The organism is Mycobacterium sp. DBP42 (genome assembly GCF_005924235.1).
Taxonomy (GTDB): Bacteria; Actinomycetota; Actinomycetes; order Mycobacteriales; family Mycobacteriaceae; genus Mycobacterium; species Mycobacterium syngnathidarum.
Window position 1 is genome coordinate 68,800 of record NZ_VCMY01000019.1, and the last position, 19,513, is coordinate 88,312.

The 19,513-nt window shown below is 65.3% G+C and carries 16 protein-coding genes and 1 other RNA gene; 4 read left to right on the top strand and 13 right to left on the bottom strand.

All coding sequences use genetic code 11. The features are described 5' to 3' along the window. Window positions 1-16 precede the first annotated feature (16 nt). Window positions 17-1,777, bottom strand: coding sequence for an amidohydrolase family protein (locus E0T84_RS18090; protein WP_070184663.1), 1,761 nt, complete (start codon window positions 1,775-1,777; stop codon window positions 17-19). A 98-nt stretch (window positions 1,778-1,875) separates the two neighbouring features. Here E0T84_RS18090 and E0T84_RS18095 point away from each other — a divergent pair, with 98 nt between their 5' ends. Together E0T84_RS18095 and E0T84_RS18100 are read left to right on the top strand one after the other, a co-directional pair. Beyond that, entirely contained in the window at window positions 1,876-3,219 is a 1,344-nt protein-coding gene (locus E0T84_RS18095) for an aromatic ring-hydroxylating dioxygenase subunit alpha (RefSeq protein ID WP_070944435.1), read from the top strand. Next, window positions 3,216-3,878, top strand: a complete 663-nt coding sequence (locus E0T84_RS18100; protein ID WP_070184661.1) for a TetR/AcrR family transcriptional regulator — start codon at window positions 3,216-3,218, stop codon at window positions 3,876-3,878. The genes E0T84_RS18095 and E0T84_RS18100 overlap by 4 nt, the downstream gene beginning before the upstream one ends. On the opposite strand, the gene E0T84_RS18105 is transcribed toward E0T84_RS18100, so the two are convergent. From E0T84_RS18105 to E0T84_RS18115, 3 genes are all read right to left on the bottom strand, one after another. Further along, window positions 3,850-5,280: a DUF4185 domain-containing protein gene (locus E0T84_RS18105; RefSeq protein WP_138745124.1), complete on the bottom strand. Its 1,431-nt coding sequence runs from the start codon at window positions 5,278-5,280 to the stop codon at window positions 3,850-3,852. The genes E0T84_RS18100 and E0T84_RS18105 overlap by 29 nt on opposite strands. A 373-nt stretch (window positions 5,281-5,653) precedes the next feature. Next, on the bottom strand, window positions 5,654-8,506 hold the full coding sequence (locus tag E0T84_RS18110) for an RND family transporter (protein WP_138745125.1): 2,853 nt from the start codon (window positions 8,504-8,506) through the stop codon (window positions 5,654-5,656). A 139-nt stretch (window positions 8,507-8,645) separates the two neighbouring features. Continuing rightward, window positions 8,646-9,374 (bottom strand): TIGR02206 family membrane protein, encoded by a 729-nt coding sequence (locus tag E0T84_RS18115; protein WP_070184658.1) that lies wholly within the window; start codon window positions 9,372-9,374, stop codon window positions 8,646-8,648. Between the two features lie 159 nt (window positions 9,375-9,533). Between E0T84_RS18115 and E0T84_RS18120 the strand changes: the two genes are divergently transcribed. Next, window positions 9,534-10,769, top strand: a complete 1,236-nt coding sequence (locus E0T84_RS18120) for a sensor histidine kinase (protein WP_070944438.1) — start codon at window positions 9,534-9,536, stop codon at window positions 10,767-10,769. A gap of 6 nt (window positions 10,770-10,775) precedes the next feature. On the opposite strand, the gene E0T84_RS18125 is transcribed toward E0T84_RS18120, so the two are convergent. The 9 genes from E0T84_RS18125 to prfB all read right to left on the bottom strand — a co-directional run bounded on the left by E0T84_RS18125 (window position 10,776) and on the right by prfB (window position 17,987). Further along, window positions 10,776-11,756: a cutinase family protein gene (locus E0T84_RS18125; protein ID WP_070184656.1), complete on the bottom strand. Its 981-nt coding sequence runs from the start codon at window positions 11,754-11,756 to the stop codon at window positions 10,776-10,778. A gap of 129 nt (window positions 11,757-11,885) precedes the next feature. Continuing rightward, window positions 11,886-12,254: a transfer-messenger RNA gene (gene ssrA / locus E0T84_RS18130) on the bottom strand. A 90-nt stretch (window positions 12,255-12,344) separates the two neighbouring features. Beyond that, on the bottom strand, window positions 12,345-13,187 hold the full coding sequence (locus tag E0T84_RS18135; protein WP_070184655.1) for a maleylpyruvate isomerase family mycothiol-dependent enzyme: 843 nt from the start codon (window positions 13,185-13,187) through the stop codon (window positions 12,345-12,347). Window positions 13,188-13,231: 44 nt separating this feature from the next. Beyond that, a complete protein-coding gene (gene smpB / locus E0T84_RS18140) occupies window positions 13,232-13,720 on the bottom strand; it encodes an SsrA-binding protein SmpB (protein ID WP_070184654.1) in 489 nt (162 codons plus the stop codon). A 10-nt stretch (window positions 13,721-13,730) separates the two neighbouring features. After that, window positions 13,731-14,627, bottom strand: coding sequence for a permease-like cell division protein FtsX (gene ftsX, locus E0T84_RS18145; RefSeq protein ID WP_070184653.1), 897 nt, complete (start codon window positions 14,625-14,627; stop codon window positions 13,731-13,733). Beyond that, window positions 14,628-15,317: a cell division ATP-binding protein FtsE gene (gene ftsE, locus E0T84_RS18150; RefSeq protein ID WP_070184652.1), complete on the bottom strand. Its 690-nt coding sequence runs from the start codon at window positions 15,315-15,317 to the stop codon at window positions 14,628-14,630. 45 nt (window positions 15,318-15,362) lie between these two features. Continuing rightward, the gene (locus E0T84_RS18155; protein WP_070944458.1) at window positions 15,363-15,887 is read right to left on the bottom strand and encodes a hypothetical protein; all 525 of its coding nucleotides are present in this window, start codon (window positions 15,885-15,887) and stop codon (window positions 15,363-15,365) included. Beyond that, window positions 15,884-16,882 (bottom strand): mechanosensitive ion channel family protein, encoded by a 999-nt coding sequence (locus E0T84_RS18160; RefSeq protein WP_138745126.1) that lies wholly within the window; start codon window positions 16,880-16,882, stop codon window positions 15,884-15,886. Before E0T84_RS18160 ends, E0T84_RS18155 begins: the two co-directional genes overlap by 4 nt. Then, the gene (prfB, locus tag E0T84_RS18165; protein ID WP_070184649.1) at window positions 16,869-17,987 is read right to left on the bottom strand and encodes a peptide chain release factor 2; all 1,119 of its coding nucleotides are present in this window, start codon (window positions 17,985-17,987) and stop codon (window positions 16,869-16,871) included. The genes E0T84_RS18160 and prfB overlap by 14 nt, the downstream gene beginning before the upstream one ends. Window positions 17,988-18,136: 149 nt before the next feature. On the opposite strand from prfB, the gene E0T84_RS18170 reads away from it, so the two are divergent. Further along, window positions 18,137-19,507, top strand: a complete 1,371-nt coding sequence (locus E0T84_RS18170; RefSeq protein WP_070944460.1) for an FAD-dependent oxidoreductase — start codon at window positions 18,137-18,139, stop codon at window positions 19,505-19,507. Window positions 19,508-19,513 lie beyond the last annotated feature (6 nt).

Genomic DNA, 19,513 nt, shown 5'->3' on the forward strand with positions numbered 1-19,513 from the left:
CGAAAGACCCTACAGATCAACGAGTCCCGCGCACCAGACGGCCCGGTCGAGCCCCGGTGTCGACACCGTGACGGCGGGTCACCGCGCCGCTGACAATCGTCGCGTCGTAGCCACTTGCACCTTGCACCAACCGCTTTCCGCCGGCGGGCAGGTCATACGCCATCCTCGGGGCGTGCAGGGTCAGCGCATCCAGGTCGATGACGTTGACGTCCGCCTTCTTGCCCACGCTGATCACGCCGCGGTCGGACATGCCGTAGAGCTGCGCGGTGTCGTGCGACTGCTTACGGATCACGTACTCCAACGGCAGCTTGTCGCCGCGGTGGCGGTCGCGGGCCCAGTGCGTCAGCAGGAACGTCGGATAGGAGGCGTCACAGATCATGCTGCAGTGCGCGCCACCGTCGGACAGGCCGAGCACGCCGGCCGGATGGGTGAGCATCTCGCGGATCGCGTCGTGGTTGCCGTCGGAATAGTTGAACATCGGGTACATCAGCATGGCACCGGCATCGGACTCGAGCATCAGGTCGTACATCGCGGCCAACGGGTCCACCCCGCGCTGCTGGGCGATCGCCGCGACCGTGCGCTCGTCGGTCGGCTCGTAGTCTGGCGGTTCCCCGATGTGGTACAGCCGGTTTGCCGCATTCTGCGCCAACATGAACATCCCGTCGAACAACTTGTTCGGGTCGATCGGCAGATCTTCCTCGGCCAGGATCGCCGCACGCACCTTGGGGTCCGCGAGCCGCTCGGCGAGTTCCTCGCGGGTGCATTCGGCTTGCAGGCGCCGGTAGGTCGGGCGGTGGGTGAAGGCGTGATGGCCGGGGAAACCGAGCAGCATGCCGAACGGTCGCGCGGCCACCTGCGGGAACAACCGACTCCCGGCCTGATGCGCGGCAGCCGACAGATCGAGCTGTTCACGCCAGAGATTGGGATCGGCGTCGACCTGGATCAGGGCGAAGCTCAGCGCACAATCGACCTCCTCGCCGAGCCTGCGCATCCATTCGAGTTCCGTCTTGGGTGCAACGATGTCTTCGCCGGCTGCACCCTGTGGAGCCAGCTCGAACACCGCCGCGCCGCCGGCCGCGGTGGCCCGGCCCAGGGCGAACAGCTCGTCCTCTGCGGCGAACGTGCCGGGCACCGGCTCACCGTCCATGGCGCGGTGCGCCAGCGTCCGCGAAGACGAAAAGCCGAGCGCACCGGCCTCGATGGCCTCCTGCACCAACTCGGCCATGGCCTTGATGTCATCGGCAGTGGCCGGTTCGTTGCGGGCTCCGCGTTCGCCCATCGCATAGGCCCGCACGGCGCCGTGGGCGACCTGGGTGCCCATGTCGACAGCCAACTCGCGCTTTCCGATCACGTCGAGGTATTCGCCGAAGGTTTCCCAGCCCCACGTGATGCCCTCGGTCAGCGCCGTGCCAGGGATGTCCTCGACACCCTCCATCAACTTGATCAGCCAGTCTTCCTGGCCGGGCCGGACGGGCGCGAAGCCCACTCCGCAGTTTCCCGCCACCACGGTGGTGACGCCGTGATTGCTGGACGGTTCGAGCACAGCGTCCCAGGAGACCTGGCCGTCGTAGTGCGTGTGGATGTCGACGAACCCCGGGGCGACGATCTTGCCTGTGGCATCGATGGTTTCGGCTGCGTCGCCGGCCAGCGCCGGGTCATTCGGGCCCCGGCGGTGCACCTCGACGATCTGACCGTCCTTGATCGCGACGTCGGCGGTGAACCGGTCGGCGCCGGTCCCGTCGACCACGGTGCCGCCGGTGATTTTGAGATCGAACACGTTTTTGCTCCCTTGAGGCGTTCAGGCCGCTACGGTCGCAATGTAACACCGTTACATTGCGACGTCCCGAGATTCTCCTTCTCAGCGGGAGGTGTCCCATGACCCACAGCTCAACCCACACCTGCACCGACAGTCCGCGACGCGCGGATGCGATCGGCGACCCGCCGGCGCGCCCGACGCTGGTGCCGGCCGACCGCTACATCTCCCCCTCGTTCGCCCGCCTCGAAGTCGAACGGATGTGGCCCCGGGTGTGGCAACAGGCATGCACCGTCGACCACGTTGCCGAGCCAGGCGACTACTTCGAATACCGGTGCGGCCCGTACTCGGTTCTCATCGTCCGCGGCGAAGACGGCGAGCTACGCGCCTTCCAGAATGCCTGCCGCCATCGGGGCAACGCCCTGTGCAGCGGCACGGGTTCGTCGCTGCGAGAACTGAAATGCGGCTATCACGGATGGACCTGGGACCTGGCCGGCACGCTCAAACGGATCCCGAACCGCAAGGGTTTCGGGACGGTGCACATGTCGGAGTTCCCGCTGTCCCCGGTACAGGTCGACACCTGGGAACGGTTGGTCTTCGTCAACCTCGACCCCGAGTCCATTCCACTGGCCGACTACCTGGAGGCGGTCCCCGGCGACATCGCCTGGTGCGGGCTCGGCGACTTCCGTTGCTACGCAACGATGACCATCGACGTCGGCGCCAACTGGAAGACCATCGCCGACGGCTACAGCGAGACCTACCATGTCCAGACCCTGCATCCCGAACTGCACCGGTGCATGGACGACGTGTACGCGCCCCAGCAGATCTGGGGACACACGGGCAAATCCGAATCCCTCTACGGAGTTCCGAGTCCGCGACTGGCAGGCGCACTGAGCGACGAGGAGGTCTGGGACGCCTACGTCTACACCCAGGGCCCCCTGATGGGTGTCGCCGAAGACACGCCATTTCCGCGTGAACGGCAGACCGCCGGGCAAACCGTGGCCGACGTGATCGCCACGCAGATCAAGGAATTCGCCGCCGGACGCGGCGTAGACATCGGCTGGGCCAGCACCGACCAGGTGATGTGCCTGCACCAGTACAACATCTTCCCCAACCTGACACTGTTGGCCAGCGCCGATCATCTGACCGTGATGACCTCGTTGCCCGGGCCTGACCCCGACCGCGGCCAACTCGTGATGACACTGATGACCCGGATGCCCGCGCAAGCGCCGCGGGTCAGTCCGACGGATGTCCGGATGAGCGCCGAGGACGCGCATCCCGGCGTGGTGATGAGCCAGGACATCGCCGTACTGACCGGCCTGCAGCGCGGTTTGCACCAGCCCGGGTTCACCCATCTGGTGCTCTCCGCGGAGGAGCGCAGAATCATCAACATGCACCGCAATCTCGAGCGCTACCTCGACCTGCCCGAGCCTGAGCGCATCTGCGAGGCGGAACCCCGCGGATGAGTCCGAAGGCAAAGCCGATCGACGCCGACGTCATCCTCGACGCGGCAGCTACCCTCATCGAATCCGATGGGGTGGAGGCCTTCTCGATGCGCGCGCTCGCCGAGCGGATCGGCGTGGCCGTCACCTCGATCTACTGGCACGTCGGCGGCCGTGACGCGCTCTTCGACAGCCTGGTCGACCGTCTGATCGCTGAGATGGCCGGATTGCCGATGGAAGGCGACGCTCCCGTGGATCGGATTGCCTCGCTGGCCCGCAACCAGCGCGGTCTGCTGATCCGCCGCCAGCACCTGCTGGCCATCGCCCATGAGCGGGACCGCACCCCGACGCTGTTCCTGCCGGTCCAGCAGAAGCTTGCCGCCGAGCTTGCCAAGGCCGGGGTGACCGGGGCGCACGCCGCGCTGGTGCTCCGGGCCGTGCAGGTGCACGTGACCGCCTCTGCGGTGATGTTGTTCTCAGCCGTGCGCGGGCCGGCGCACGACGAGGAGGACCCCTCCTTGTGGACCGCCGACTGGCCGGATCAGGCGCTCGTCGCGGCCCTGCAGTCGCCCACCGACTACGACGCGGTGTTCGAGTACGGCCTCGAGGCGATGTTGGCTCCGGTGGCTGCGCTGCGGCACGTCAACGGTCGGGTCAAGGCAACACGGTCTTCATCAACATGACGTTGTAGGCCGACCACAGCGACAGGTTGTAGTACAGCTCCTTGCCCGTCGACCACGGGTGTAGGTACGGCGCGTAGATGCCGCCAGGGATCTGCGACGAGGGCGCGATCAACTGCTCGGGGCCCCAAGGGCCCTGCGGTGCCGGTGCGGTGCGCATCACGACGTCGTTGGCCCCGTTGCCGTACAGCACCAGGTACTGCTTGAGATACGTGTTGTACTGGGCCGACATTTCGCTCACCGGGCCGGGGATGACCGGTGTCGCCGCGGCCGGGTTGCCCGGCACCCAGGCGTTACGGTCGGCGTTGAAGTACTCGTATTTCGTGAGGTCGGGGATGAAGGCCGGCGACACCCGGGCGATGTAGGCAGAACCGCCACGCCCGTTCGGGGTGCCGAACGTGTAGATGTAGGGATCGCCCGGGCCCGGCTTGAGAAAAGCCCCCATCTGGAAGTTTTCGTTGCCCCCACCGGGCGTACGAATGGTGCCCGGATAGACACCCCAGTTCTCACCGTTGTCCGGTGACATCGCGATCGCGGAGAAATTGGTCGACCACGCACCCGGGCTGTCCCAGTTCCGGATCGACATGAAGTTCAGATACTGATTGCGTCCGACCGCGATTCCCGCGGTCGGGATGATCCCGGTCTCCTCCGGCGCCCGGCCGATGCTGTTGATGATCTGTTTCGAAATCCCTTGACGCCAGACGGGCGAACCGGAGTACTTGTTGGCCACCACGCCGTCGGGCACGGCGATGGTGCGAGACAGCGAACCGTCCTGGCTGCGGAACAGCGCGTTGTACCGCCACTGCTTGCCGGGAATGCCGCAGTACCCATTGGTGTCGCCGAAGGCCATCAACACCTGGCGGTTCACCGGATCACCGTTGTCCCACATGATTCCGAGGTCGGTTCCGGTGATGGCGAACCGCTTGATCGTCTGGTTGGGGCTGTCGGGACCAGTGACCCACCCGACGATCGACGTGCCCGGAGGCGCGCCCGGCGCGGGTTGTGCTGCGGGCGCCGGGGCGGGAGCCGCCGCTGCCGGGGCGGGAGCCGCCGCTGCCGGGGCTGGAGCGGGCTGCGCCGCATTCGGGACAGGCTGGGCACCACCGGGATTGGGCGCCGGCACGACGGCGGCCTTCTGCCTGACCTGCCCGGTGTTGGGGATCAGCGCCTTGAGAAGGGCCAACGGCAACTGCCCGAGTCTCGGCAAGGGCGCCTGGTCGTTGGCCCCGACCGGCTTGTGCCCGATCGGACGGTTGAGCGGCGCGAGCCGGGACGGCTTGGGGATCTGAAAGGCCTGATGCGGCAGGGGTTGCGCGGCCGCAGCGGCACCTTCGCAGGGCTCGGCCGATGCCGCGGGCGCCACCCCGACGGCCACGACAAGCCCGATTGCGGCCGCCGCAGCCATCGTCGAAGCACCTCGAGGACGTCGCGACATGTCACACCTTCCCAATGCAGGGACGTCGACATGACGTCACAGTTGGCTGATGTGACGTTAGTGATCAATGTTGCCGATGTGGCTACCGATGCATTGATAGGTACCGTCCCGTGACCGTGTCGCAACCATGCGCGGCGTGTTGCGGCTACGGTGGGAGCCGGTGGAACGATCGAACCGAACGAGAGGGATCACCGTGGCAGGAAGCTTCGATCCGAAGAAGGGCGGCAAGTTCGAGCCGACCACGAAAGCCAAGCCGCCGCCACCTCCGCGGCCTGGGGGCAACAAGAAGTAGTCAAACGAAACTGCCCGTGTGCGAGCGTTTTCAGCTCCCACACGGGCAGCTTCATATCCCGGCGTTGAATGTGCGCTCGCGCCGGATCGCTGCCAGCCGCCGCTTGGACGCCGCCGACTGCACGACCTGCGGCCACCAGAACCACCGGCCCAGCATCGCCGCGATCGCCGGGGTCATGAACGACCGCACGATAAGAGTGTCGAACAGCAGACCGAGCGCGATGGTGGTGCCCACCTGTGCCATCACCTTGAGATCGCTGAACGCGAACGACGCCATGGTGAAAGCGAAGACCAATCCCGCCGACGTCACCACCGAACCGGTTCCGGCCATCGCCCGGATGATGCCGGTCTTCAAACCACCGGCCAGTTCTTCCTTGAACCGGGACACCAGCAGCAGGTTGTAGTCGGAACCGACCGCCAGCAACAAGATGACCGACATGGCCAGCACCATCCAATGCAGTTCCAGACCGAGGAGGTGCTGCCAGACGAGCACAGACAATCCGAACGACGCGCCGAGGGACAAGAGCACCGTGCCAACGATCACCGCCGCAGCCACCACGCTGCGCGTAATGAGCAACATGATGATGAAAATCAGCGATACCGCCGCGATTCCGGCAATCAGCAGATCGTAGAACGACCCGTCCTTCATGTCCTTGTACGTCGCCGCAGTACCGGCCAGATAGATCTTGGAACCTTCCAGCGGCGTGCCCTTGAGCGCTTCTTTGGCCGCCAACTTGATCGGGTCCACATGGCTGACGCCTTCCGGCGTCGCGGGGTCCCCCTCGTGGCTGATGATGAACCGCACCGACTTTCCATCGGGCGAGATGAAGTTCTTCATGCCACGCTTGAAGTCCTTGTTGTCAAAGGCTTCCGGCGGCAAGTAGAACGTGTCGTCATTGCGGGCATCGTCGAAGGCCTTGCCCATGGCCGTCGAATTCTCCTGCATGGCGGCCATCTGATCCTGCTGACCGGCCTGCGTGGACCGCTGCGTCAGCATCATCGTCTTCATGGTCTTCATGGATTCGATCTGCTGGGGCATCAGCCCGACCAACTGCGGCATCAACGAATCCAGCCGCTCCAGCTCGGGTACCAGCTCCTGCACGTCGTCGGTGAGGGCGTCGATCCCGTCGAGGGTGTCGAAGATCGACCGCAACGACCAGCACACCGGGATGTCGGCACAGTGCGGCTCCCAGTAGAAGTAATTGCGCAGCGGACGCAGCCAATCATCGAAATTGCCGATGTTTTCCCGCATTTCGGCGATGTCAAGGGTCATCACCTTGGTCTTGGCCACCATCGAATGGGTGATATCAGCCATCTGCTGGGTCAGCCGCGACATCCGCTCCATCGTGTCGATGGTCTTCTGCATCTCGTCTGCCTGCACCAGCATGTCGGCCATCCGGTCCTGCTGATACTTCCGGTTCATCGTGTTGGTCGTGCCCTGCCTGCTGAGCAGGAACGGGATACTGGTGTGCTCGATCGGACGGCCATTGGGCCGGGTGATCGCCTGCACCCGCGACACGCCGGGAACCCTGACGATCCCCTTGGCGATCTTGTCGATGACCAAGAAGTCCGCGGGATTCCGCAGGTCGCGGTCGGTCTCGATCATCAGCAGTTCGGGGTTCATCCGCGCGGCGCTGAAATGCCGTTCGGCAGCGGCATATCCGACATTCGCCGGCAGATCGGCGGGTAGGTACTTGCGGGCGTCGTAATTGGTCTTGTACCCCGGAAGGGTGAGCAGGCCGATGAGCGCCAGGCCCAACGTGGCGGCCAGGATCGGCCCGGGCCACCGCACCACCGCGATACCGACGCGGCGCCAGCCCCGCGACCGGATGCTGCGCTTGGGCTCGAAACGCCCGAACCTGCTGCCGATCACGACTACTGCCGGACCCATCGTCAGCGCAGCGATGACCGCGACGAATGTGCCCACCGCGCAGGGCACCCCCATGGTCTGGAAGTACGGCAAGCGGGTGAAGCTCAGACACAGCATCGCGCCGGCGATCGTCATCCCGGACCCGAGGATCACGTGAGCGGTGCCGCCGAACATCGTGTAATACGCGGTTTCTCGATCTTCCCCGGCGCCACGCGCCTCCTGATAACGACCGATCGCGAAAATCGCGTAATCGGTGCCGGCCGCGATGACCATCAACGTCAGGAGGTTGACCGCAAAGGTCGACAAGCCGATCACCCCGGTGTGGGCCAGGAACGCCACGATGCCGCGCGCCGCGCCGAGCTCCACGAACACCGTGACCAGAACCAGAATCATGGTGGCGATCGACCGGTAGACGATCAGCAGCATCACCGCGATCACGACGAGCGTGATGGCCGTAACCCGGGCAACGCTCTTGTCACCGGCATGGTGCTGATCGGAGACCAGAGGCGCACCGCCCGTGACATACACCTTGATGCCGGCCGGAGGCGACGACTGGTTGATGATGTCGCGGACGGCGGCCACCGATTCGTTGGCCAACGTCTCGCCCTGGTTGCCGCGCAGATAGACCTGGACGTAGGCCGACTTGCCGTCGTTGCTCTGCGCTCCCGAGGCCGTCAGCGGGTCGCCCCAGAAATCGGCCACGTGCTGCACGTGGGCGGTGTCGGCCTCGAGCTGGTCGACGATCCCGTCGTAGTAATGGTGAGCGTCATCGCCCAGGGGCTGCTCACCCTCGAGCACCACCATGGCGTTGCTGTCGGAATCGAATTCCTGGAAGTCGCTGCCGATCTTGCGCATGGCGATCATCGCGGGTGCGTCTTGTGCGCTCAACCCGACGGTGTTCTCCTCGCCGACCTTTTCCAGCGACGGAACGAACACGTTGGTCAGGACGGTCAGCACGATCCAGCCGAGCAAGATGGGCACCGCCAGCGTGCGGATCACCCGGGCGATACCCGTATGTGGTGCTGTGGTCTGCACAACCCGCCCCTTCGATCAGGCCACTGTCGCCCGGGTGGGACAGGTCGCGAGCGATACACATTCGCGAACGCGCGTAATATACCTAGCCTGTCAAAGTGTCGGTGTCAACAATCACTTGGCACGTCAACTGACAGCAATTTCACAGCTTGTCGGCAACCGTGGCCTCACGTTGCCGCGCCCGCTCCCACGGCCAGGTCATCAGCGCCCACACGACGAGGACGATCGCGACCTCGGCCAGCAGATACACCGGCCACGGACCCAATATGTCGAGCACGGACGCGGTCGGAGGCTTGCGGTTCAGGTAGCCGTAATTGGTTCCCATGACCGTGTTGAAGGCAAGGGTGAATGCCACCCACCCCGAGGTTGCGATCACCGCGAACCGATAGTCGCGCCAGCGCGGCCGCATCCTTCTGCCCCACGTCAGATAGATGGCCGCCCACACGACGAGAACGTGAAGGGTGAAGAACGTGACGAAGAGGTGGTGCGGAAAGTCGGGAGCGCCCTCCTTCGGCGTCCCGATATCCGGGGTGAGCAATGCCTGCGAGCTCAGCACGAGGCCCCAGTAGTAGGTGAGGACGAAGGCCCAATGCCGTTGTGACCACAGCGCATACGCCGCCGCCAGTTCGGCGAGGTCACACAACTGCAGCGGCACCGAGGTGTCGATCGTGGGGTCGGCGAGCTTGTAGGCCAGTGCCACACCGAAAGCCGCGACAAGGACTACCGCCAGGGCACGGCTCAGGGTGCGGGCCTGCGACTCGGACTGCCGACGGCCGATCGTCACCAGAAGCACCGCGCCCGTCACGAACACCGCGAGCACGATCAAGTGCGACGGCCCGTACGCCGCAAACTCGCGCTGCGCAGAGAACATTCGATCAACTCCCCGTTTCGTCGCACGCAGGGACCGTCATCCATGATCGCAGGCGAAGTTCCACCGGCGCCAGAAGCCGGAAAAACTCGTCAACCCGCCTCAGCACGCGATCGAGTCGCCCTATACTCCTGCCAACCTTGCGGTTGGCGGGAGTCGAGAATGGTCAGGCGCGCGGCGGCAACGGCTTTGGGGTATCACTCGCGGAGCGCAGCTTTTCGCGGGCTGCTGCTGCAACTCGCGCTGCGGGTTCTGTTGGTGGCGTTCATCTTCTTCGCGTTGTTCCTGCAACCGCCCGAAAGTTACCGCCTGGTCTACGGCCTGCTCTTGATCGGCTACCTGGCAACGATCGCCTGCTGGGGTTTCTGGGCGCTGCGGCCCGCCAACGACGCCGGGATCGGGGCCAGGCGCTGGGTTGCCCTGCTGATGCTGTGCGCGGATGTCGCTGTGGTGTCGATACTTTCAGTGCAGTCCGGGCTCAGCTCGCCGAACACCTGGACCTCCGATGTGCTGCACTACGGGCTGTTCCTGATCCCGCTGATCGCGGCGGCCCAGCTCGATCCTTTCGTGAGCTCGGTCATCGCCGTCCCTACCGTCGCCGCATACGTCGTCGTGCTCTGGGTCAATCAGGCGGCCAACGGCGACGAACCGTGGGGCTCGATTCTCACCACCACCGGCTTGTTGTTCGGGTTGGCCGCGGGTTCGGTCGCGCTGTCGTGGATCCAGCAGTCGAAAGAGCGAACGATCGCGCGGTTGGCCCAAGAACGCAGTCACCTGCTCGAAGAAATCGTCACGCTCGAAAAGCGGGAGAGACAAACCCTGTCCGAACGGCTGCACGACGGAGCACTGCAGTATGTCCTGGCCTCACGACGCGAGATGGAAGAGGTGCGCGAAGGGTCCACCGAATCCATGGACCGCGTCGATGTGGCGCTCGGCGAATGCTCCCGACTGCTGCGCGACGTGGTCCGTGAACTACACCCCGAGGTGCTGGCACGAGCCGGGCTGCGGGCCGCCGTCACGTCTCTGGCCGACAGCATCGCCGCACGCACCAGCCTTGCCGTCCACGTCGACTTCCACGACTGGCCCGACGATCTGCGAACCGACGCCGATCATTTGCTCTACAGTGCGGCGCGCGAGTTTTCGACGAACGCGATCAAACACGCCAAGGCCGACAACCTGAGGTTCACCCTGGGGCGGTCGAACGGGCGCGCCACACTGTGCGTCGCCGACGACGGCGTGGGCATAGAACCGGAGCGCCTCGCGCTGAGCGTCGAAGCCGGTCACATCGGCTTCGCGTCGATACGGGCCAAGGTATTGGCCCTCGGCGGCATGTTGGACGTCCATGACACCCGCGGTACCGAGATCGCGATCTCGCTGCCATCGCAGGCAGCGGTCTGAAAGCGCTCAGACCCATCCGATCGGCGACGTCGCCGTGGGCGCGGGAGTCGAGGGACCTGGCTGCTGCCCGTAACCGGGCGTGTCCGGGCCGTAGGCCGGCGACGGACCGTGCAGGGATGTGTCAGGGTCATACCCGGGCGCCGGCGCATAACCCGGCGCCGGGGCGTAGCCGGGTGACGTCGGGCCGGACATCGATGAGTCCGGTCCATACCCCGGTCCATACCCCGGCCCATAGCCGTAGTCCGGCAGCGCCGGGCCGTACCCGGGTACCGATTGGCCGGAACCGGCCAGCAGCTTGGCGGCGGCGAAAGCCGCCGCCTGGGTGGTGTACACCGGGACATACCCCTCGGTGTGTCCGCTCCATTCGTTGCCCTGGCCTTCGTGACAGATCGGGTCCATCGGGTTACAGAGGTCGATCGCCTTTGACCCGAACAGTGCGCTCTGGGTTGAGATCGTTTGCTTGGTGCGGGTGCCTACGTCGCCGAAGGTGGTGATCGCCGCGACGTTGTCCGCGTATTCGGACGGGAGCGAATCGCCCCACTTGATGCCACCCAGCGGATTGCCGGCCACGATGTTGATCACGCTCGCACCCTGCGAATAGCCGCCGAGCACGATCTGGGTGTCGGGGCACGAGGACAGCGTGGACTTGATGTGGGAAATCGCGTCCTTGGCACCGTCACCACCATGCAACTGCAGCTTGCTGGCCTTGTAGTCGACCGCGTAGGTGTTGATGGTCAGGCCGGCGGTCTGCTTACGCAGCGAGTCGACGAAGGCATCGCCGACCCGGCCCATACCGGGCGGCTCATCGGTACCGCGGGCGAAGACGACCTCCGCATCGGCGCAGTCGTCGGCGGCCGCCACCGGCGGCGCGGTCACCGCGACGAGCGGAAAACCGGAGGTGAGAAGTGCAGCAGCGCCAAGCCCGACCCAGCGACCACCTGACCGCGCACTGCCCTTGCGAGGGGTAGCTATGCGGCGAGAAAACATGTCTCAACCTAACCCGTATCCCAGGTGGATCACCACCGTCGCCTGGTCGAATGCGGGTGCCCCGCCGCGCCAACGTGGTGACGGCAAAAGAAAACAGGCCAGGGATCATATCCCTGACCTGCATCTTCTCGGTGGAGCTGCCGGGAATTGAACCCGGGTCCTACGGCATGTCCTCGAGGCTTCTCCGTGCGCAGTTCGCTGTGCCTCTACTCGGATCTCTCAGTCACGCGAACAAGCCGAGATGACGATCCCAGTCGCTGTTTGATGTCCCCACGGGTCCCGCGACCGAACCCGTGGGTGGGTCCCTCTAGCTGATGCCAGGGTCCGGGCCGAGGGCGCTCCCGGTCTGACAGACACGCAGTCGCTTAGGCAGCGAGTGCGTAGTCGCGCTGATTGGAATCGGCGCTTAATTGGTTGCAACGACGCTTACGGTGGTCTCTTGCCTGCACCGGCACGCTTCCCTTGATTCGATGCGCGAAGTCGAAACCGATCAGCCCCTCGCACCCCTGCCGACTTTCGGCAGGACAATCAATGGTACGCGACTACCAACGGCGAACGCCAAGTGATTATTCCGGGGCGGGTCACGGTTCAGATCACAAAGTTCAGATGGTCGACGATGCGCCGTCCGACCGCCTCCTCGCCGCGGTAGCTCACCTCTGCGGCATGCCGGTCCGGGGTGGTTCGACCGCCGGCGAGCCGGGTGAACAACAGCCCGTCGAGGGTGATCGTCACGGTCGGCTCGGTGTCGAAGCTCTGGACCAGACGGCCGCGCCCGTCGACGGCGACGTTGACGGTGCGTTGTAGTGGCCCGGTCAGCTCGATGCGGACCCGCGATCCGTCGGGAGCTCCCCCGAGCTTGCCGACCACGAATCCCATGCTCGACAGCAGCTCGTCCAGCGCCAGTCGCGCGGGAACACCGGCCGGATTCTGCGCCGGGCGCCGCAGCGCATCCCGGATGTCGTGCTCGTGCATCCAGCAATCGAAGATTCGTACCCGCATGAACCGGCCGTAGCTGTCCGGACCGACCGGGGTGGCCGTGACGGCTTCCCAGTCGGTGTCGCTGACCTGCTCCAGTTCGTTGCGCCGGGCAGCGGTGACCTCCCGGAATTTCTCGAGCAGCTCGGCCGTGCCGACCGTGCTCAACTGCCGCACCCAGAGTTCGTTCAGTGCCCCGATGTCGTTGCGCACATGCGCCGGTGACGACACGTCGGTATCGGCATCCGGGGCGGTCGCCCCGTGCAGCATGGCCTCGGTTCCGATGACGTGCGCCAGCACATCGCGCACGGTCCAACCGGGCAACGGAGTCTGGGCGTGCCACTGCTCGTCGGACAGCCCCTCGACGAGCCCGTCGAGCACACCCCATTCACCGAACAGGCCGTCGAGAACGTCGGTTTTGTCGAGTCGGGTGACCGGGCGCGCAGAGCTGCTCACCCGGCCGAACGTAGTGCGTCGGTTGCACGCGGTGCAACGGAGAGCTACATGCCCTTGGCGCGGCGGCCCAGCTCGCGGATGATCTCCCGGTCGGCATCCCGCTTGGCCAGATCCTGACGTTTGTCGTGGGCCTGCTTACCCCGAGCCAGAGCCAGTTCCACCTTGACCTTGCCGTCGGAGAAGTACATCGACAGCGGCACCAGGGTCAGGTTTCCGTCGCGAACCTTGCCGATCAGGTTGTCGATTTCTTTGCGGTGCAACAGCAATTTGCGGTTGCGCCGCGGCGCATGGTTGGTCCACGTGCCGTGGTGGTACTCGGCGATGTGGACGTTGCGCAGCCAGATCTCGCCGTCGTCGACGGTGGCGAACGCGTCAGCCAGTGAGGCCTGGCCTTCGCGCAGGCTCTTGACCTCGGTGCCCATCAGCGCGATACCCGCCTCATAGGTATCGAGAATCATGTAGTTGTGCCGCGCCTTGCGATTGCTGGCCACAATCTGCTTATTGCCGGCGGGGCTGGACTTCTTGGTCGCCACTAGTTCACGACTACCTTCGTATGTAGAGCCGCAGCGTCACATACGCGGTGATGCCGGACATCGCCAGGCCGAGGAACAGCATCCACGGTGCGCTGAAGTAGAGCACGTCAGCGTAGTCGACCCGGGCAATCAAATTCGACTGATAAAACTGGTCGAGCGCCTTCTCCAGGAACACCGCGCGCACCACGATCAGCCCGACGATCGCGATCACCACACCGATCAGCGCCGCGATCATCGCCTCCACGAGGAACGGCAACTGGGTATACCAGCGGGTCGCGCCGACCAGACGCATGATGCCGATCTCGGTACGGCGCGTGTAGGCGGCCACCTGGACCATGTTCGCGATCAGCAGCACCGCACCGATCGCCTGCACCAGCGCCACCGCGAAAGCAACGCTGCTGAGGCCGTCGAGCACCGCGAACAAGCGGTCGATCAGGTCCTTCTGGTTGAGCACGTTGAGCACACCGGGCTGGCCCTGCATCGCCTTGTCGAACGCCTCGTGTTGCTCAGGGTCGTTGAGCTTGACGATGAACGACGCCGGGAACGCGTCCTTGCCCGCCACATCCTTGTACTGCGGGAACTTCTTGATCGCGTCGTCGTAGGCCTGCTCTCGGTTGAGGAAGCTCAGCGAGCGCACGTCGTCGCGGTCGTCGATCATGCGGTACAGCGCCTTACACGCGTCGCCGTCGCAGCTGGGATCGTTGGCCGAGATGTCGTCGGTCAAGAACACCTGGCTCTCGACACGGTCCAGGTAGATGTCGCGAGACTGGTCGGCCAACCGCACCACCAGCAGACCGCCACCGAACAACCCGATCGAGATGGCTGTGGTGAGAATCATCGCCACGGTCATCGTGACGTTACGACGAAGCCCGGTCAGGACTTCATTGACAAGAAAGCCGAAGCGCACTTAGCGATCCATTCCGTAGACGCCGCGCTGCTCATCACGGATCAGCCGGCCGAGTTCGAGTTCGACGACCCGCTGGCGCATGGAGTCGACGATGTGATGGTCGTGGGTGGCCATCAGCACCGTGGTTCCGGTGCGGTTGATCCGTTCCAGCAGATCCATGATGTCCTTGCTGGTCTCGGGATCCAGGTTTCCGGTGGGCTCGTCGGCGATCAGCACCAACGGCCGGTTGACGAAAGCCCGCGCGATGGCGACGCGCTGCTGCTCGCCACCGGACAGCTCGCTCGGCAGCCGGTTGGCCTTGCCGGACAGGCCGACCATCTCCAGAACGTCCGGGACGACCCGGTTGATCACCTCGCCGCGCTTGCCGATCACCTCAAGGGCGAACGCCACGTTCTCGAACACGGTCTTCTGCTGCAGCAGCCGGAAGTCCTGGAATACGCAGCCGATGACCTGGCGCAAGTTCGGGACGTGGCGGTCCGCCAGCTTGTTGACGTGAAACTTGGACACACGGATGTCGCCCGACGTGGGCGTCTCGGCCGCCAACAGCAGCCGCATGAACGTCGACTTGCCCGAACCCGACGGGCCGATCAGGAAGACGAACTCACCCTTGTCGATTCTCAACGAGACGTCGTCGAGCGCTGGGCGCGCCGAAGACTTGTAGTGCTTCGTCACGTGGTCGAGGGTGATCATCACGGCACGCCAGTGTAGCGGTGCGCAAGCATTCGGCAGGTCAGGCTATCGCGGCAATGTCGGCGCCACCGACTCCTGACCGGGTTGCGGCTGCTCGGGCGCGGGGCTCGGGGCCTGGCCGGGCGACACCGGCAACGTGACGGGAGGCAGCAGCCCCGGACCGTCAGGATCAAACACCGTCGTACTCGGCGCCCCAGGCGGCGGCGTGGTCGAACTCGTCGGCGCACCCGGCGGGGCGGTACCGGTGGTCTCCGGAGTCTCGGTCGGCGTCGTGGTGGTCGGGACTGTGGTTTCGGTGGTCTCCGGCGTCTCGGTCGGTGTCGTGGTCCGCGGAGGCTGCACCTTGGTGCGCGGCACCCAGGTGTACTCGGGATCGGGTACGAACCCGGGCGGCACGACCTGGGTGTCAGGCATCTGCGGCGCGGTGTGTTTGGGCGCGTACTCCTGTTGCACCCACGCCAGCGCGATGAACACCGCGATCAACACCACCGTCGAGGTACGAAGCCGGCCCACTCGGCTGCGCCACAGTCGGGCGGCGGCGTCGGTCACCCGGGTGAAGTCCAGCTTCACTTCTTCTGCTCCTGTGCCGAGCCGGCCGGTGCCCCGCTCGACGTCGTGGCCTGTGTTTCGGCGACCGCTGTCGGGTGAATGATGTCTCCGGCCGCTGCGACCGAGGCATCCGACGACGTCACCACGCCGGCACGACGCAGCGCTCGCACCACCCGTACCCGCAGCCGCCTGCCCACGTCGAACTGTTTGCCCGGCAAAGTGCGTGCGACCATCCGCAGGTTCACGGTGTCCAGGCCGATGCTCTCCACGCCCATCAGCTGCGGCTTGTCCAGTAGCAGCTTCGACAGCTCGCCATCTTCGGCCGCCTTCTCGGCGACCTCGTTGAGTACATCGTTGACGAGGTTGAGGTCAGCACTCACCGGCACCGGGATGTCGACGACCGCGCGTGCCCAGTCCTTCGACAGGTTCAGCGCCTTGACGATCTGCCCGTTGGGCACCGTGTACATCTCGCCTTCGGAAGACCTCAGCTTGGTGACCCGCAACGTCACGTCCTCGACCGTGCCCTCGGCCTCGTTGCTGGCACCGATGGTCAGTCGGACCAGATCCCCGAAGCCGTACTGCTTTTCGGTGATGATGAAGAAGCCGGCCAACAGGTCCTGCACGATGCGCTGCGCACCGAAACCCACGGCGGCACCGAGCACCGCCGCCGGGGCGACCAGGGAGGCGATCGGCACCTCGAGCGCATCAGTGACCTCGACGAGCACGATGACGAACAACAGCGCCACCGAGACCCACGAGATCACCGAGGCGACCGCCTGCCGGTGCTTGGCACTCTCCGAGCGCACCAGTGCGTCGCTTTCCTGATATTCCGCATCGATGCGGCGCACCACGCGTTGCGCGGCCCAGTTGATGAAGCGGGCCGCGAGCAGACCGCCGATGAGCAGCAGTGCGATCCGCAGGCCCGTGGTGAGGATCCACACGCCCATCTCGCCGTGCCAAAAATCGTGCCAGCGGTCGGCGAGTGACAGGGCCATCAGCGTGTTAGTCGTCTTCATCTTTTCTGTTGCGCCATCTGATACCCGCTTCCAGGAATCCGTCGATGTCTCCGTCCAGCACCGTGGCCGGATTGCCGACCTCGTACTCCGTGCGCAGGTCTTTCACCATCTGGTAGGGGTGCAAAACATAGGACCGCATCTGGTTGCCCCACGAGCTGCCGCCGTCCCCCTTGAGCGCATCCATCTCGGCGCGCTCCTCCAGGCGTTTGCGTTCCAGCAGCCGGGCCTGCAGAACCCGCATCGCCGCGACCTTGTTCTGCAGCTGGGACTTCTCGTTCTGACAGGTCACCACGATTCCGGTCGGGATGTGGGTGAGCCGGACCGCGGAGTCGGTGGTGTTCACCGATTGCCCGCCGGGCCCGCTGGAGCGGTACACGTCCACGCGCAGGTCCCCTTCCGGGATCTCGATGTGGTCGGTCGTCTCCACCACCGGCAGCACCTCGACATCGGCGAACGACGTCTGACGGCGGCTCTGGTTGTCGAACGGGCTGATGCGCACCAACCGGTGGGTGCCTTGTTCCACCGAGAGGGTGCCGTAGGCGAAGGGGGCGTGCACGGCGAACGTGGCGCTCTTGATCCCCGCCTCCTCGGCGTAGGAGGTGTCGAACACCTCGACCGGGTAGTCGTGCTTCTCGGCCCACCGGGTGTACATCCGCAGCAGCATCTCGGCCCAGTCCGCGGCGTCGACGCCGCCGGCACCGGAGCGGATCGTCACCACGGCTTCGCGCTCGTCGTACTCACCCGAGAGCAGGGTGCGGACCTCGAGGGTCTCGATGTCTTCGCGAAGGTTGGCGAGCTCGGCATCGGCCTCGGCGACCGCATCGTCAGCCTCTGCCCCGGCTTCCTCAAACGCGAGTTCGAACAGCACCGGCAGGTCGTCGACGCGCTGCCGCAGCTCCTGCACCCGGCGCAGCTCGTTCTGCGCGTGCGAGAGCTCACTGGTGACCTTCTGCGCCCGCGACTGGTCGTCCCAGAGGTTCGGATCGGAGGCCTGCTGTTCGAGCATGTCGATCCGCTGACGCAGGCCATCGATGTCGAGCACCCGCTCCACGGTCGTCAGGGTGGTGTCGAGTGAGGCTACGGCGGCTTGACGGTCTGGATCCACGGATATTCAGGGTACCCGGCGGCATTTCGGCGGCAGTTCTCTCCGACTCGCGGCAGCGCCGACGATCTGTGTTTAGAGTCGGTTGGTACCCGGCCCAGCACACCAAGAGCCGGGCTGTAACGGCTTTTCCGCTCGTAAGAAGGCAGGGTATGCGCCCATATCACGTAGCGATCGTCGGCTCCGGCCCCTCGGGATTCTTTGCTGCCGCATCGTTGCTGAAGTTCGCCGATTCGCCCGACTCCGATCGCGACGTCCGCGTCGACATGCTCGAGATGCTGCCCACCCCGTGGGGGCTGGTGCGTTCGGGAGTGGCGCCGGACCATCCGAAGATCAAGTCGATCAGCGCGCAGTTCGACAAGACCGCGGCCGACGCCCGGTTCCGGTTCTTCGGCAACATCAAGGTCGGCGAACACATCACGCCTGCCGAGTTGGCGGAACGCTATGACGCGGTGGTCTATGCCATCGGCGCGCAATCCGACCGCGCCCTGCACATTCCCGGCGAAGAGTTGCCGGGCAGCGTGGCCGCAGTGGATTTCGTCGGCTGGTACAACGCCCATCCCCATTTCGACGGCATGGCACCCGATTTGGCGGGTGGCCGCGCGGTGGTGGTCGGCAATGGCAACGTCGCACTGGACGTGGCCCGCATCCTGGTCAGCGACCCCCAGGCCCTCGCCAACACCGATATCGCCGACCACGCCCTGGCCTCGCTGGACACCCGCGGAGTCGAAGAGGTCGTCGTGATCGGGCGTCGCGGACCGTTGCAGGCCACGTTCACCACACTGGAATTGCGCGAGCTGGGCGATCTTGAGGCGCTGGGTGACGTGGACGTCATCCTCGATCCCGCCGATTTCGACGGCATCACCGACGAAGATCTGGAGGCGGCGGGCAAAACCGTCAAACAGAACATCAAGGTGTTGCGCAAGTACATCGACCAGCAACCGCGAGAAACCAAGCGCCGCATTATTTTCCGCTTCTGCACCTCCCCCATCGAATTGCACGGCGAGGATCGTGTCGAGTCGATTGTGCTGGGCCGCAACGAACTCGTCCGCGACGCCGACGGCCGGGTGGTGGCCAAGGACACCGGCGATCGCGAAGAACTGCCCGTCCAGCTGGTGGTGCGTGCGGTCGGCTACCGGGGCGTGGCGACACCAGGACTGCCGTTCGACGAACGCTCGGGCACGATTCCGCATACCGCGGGACGTATCGACGGCAGCCGCAACGAATATGTCGTGGGCTGGATCAAGCGGGGACCGTCCGGTGTGATCGGCAGCAACAAGAAAGACTCGCAGGACACCGTGGACACCCTGCTCGACGACCTACGTGCGCGCGGCGTCGATGAGCGCGGTGCGGATTACGCAACCGCCCTCGCCGAATGGCTGCTGGAACACCAGCCCGAGCTCGTCACCGGTGAACACTGGCAGCTGATCGACGCGCATGAGCGCGCCGCCGGTGAGCCGTTGGGACGGCCACGGGTGAAGCTGGCCAGCGTGGCCGAACTGCTTCGCATCGCCCACACCTGATCAGCA

Coding starts and splice junctions, on each gene's coding strand:
- E0T84_RS18095 (WP_070944435.1), top strand. CDS start 1,876: ATGACCCACAGCTCAACCCACACCTGCACCGACAGTCCGCGACGCGCG.
- E0T84_RS18100 (WP_070184661.1), top strand. CDS start 3,216: ATGAGTCCGAAGGCAAAGCCGATCGACGCCGACGTCATCCTCGACGCG.
- E0T84_RS18105 (WP_138745124.1), bottom strand. CDS start 5,280: ATGGCTGCGGCGGCCGCAATCGGGCTTGTCGTGGCCGTCGGGGTGGCG.
- E0T84_RS18115 (WP_070184658.1), bottom strand. CDS start 9,374: ATGTTCTCTGCGCAGCGCGAGTTTGCGGCGTACGGGCCGTCGCACTTG.
- E0T84_RS18120 (WP_070944438.1), top strand. CDS start 9,534: ATGGTCAGGCGCGCGGCGGCAACGGCTTTGGGGTATCACTCGCGGAGC.
- E0T84_RS18125 (WP_070184656.1), bottom strand. CDS start 11,756: ATGTTTTCTCGCCGCATAGCTACCCCTCGCAAGGGCAGTGCGCGGTCA.
- ftsE (WP_070184652.1), bottom strand. CDS start 15,317: ATGATCACCCTCGACCACGTGACGAAGCACTACAAGTCTTCGGCGCGC.
- E0T84_RS18160 (WP_138745126.1), bottom strand. CDS start 16,882: ATGAAGACGACTAACACGCTGATGGCCCTGTCACTCGCCGACCGCTGG.
- E0T84_RS18170 (WP_070944460.1), top strand. CDS start 18,137: ATGCGCCCATATCACGTAGCGATCGTCGGCTCCGGCCCCTCGGGATTC.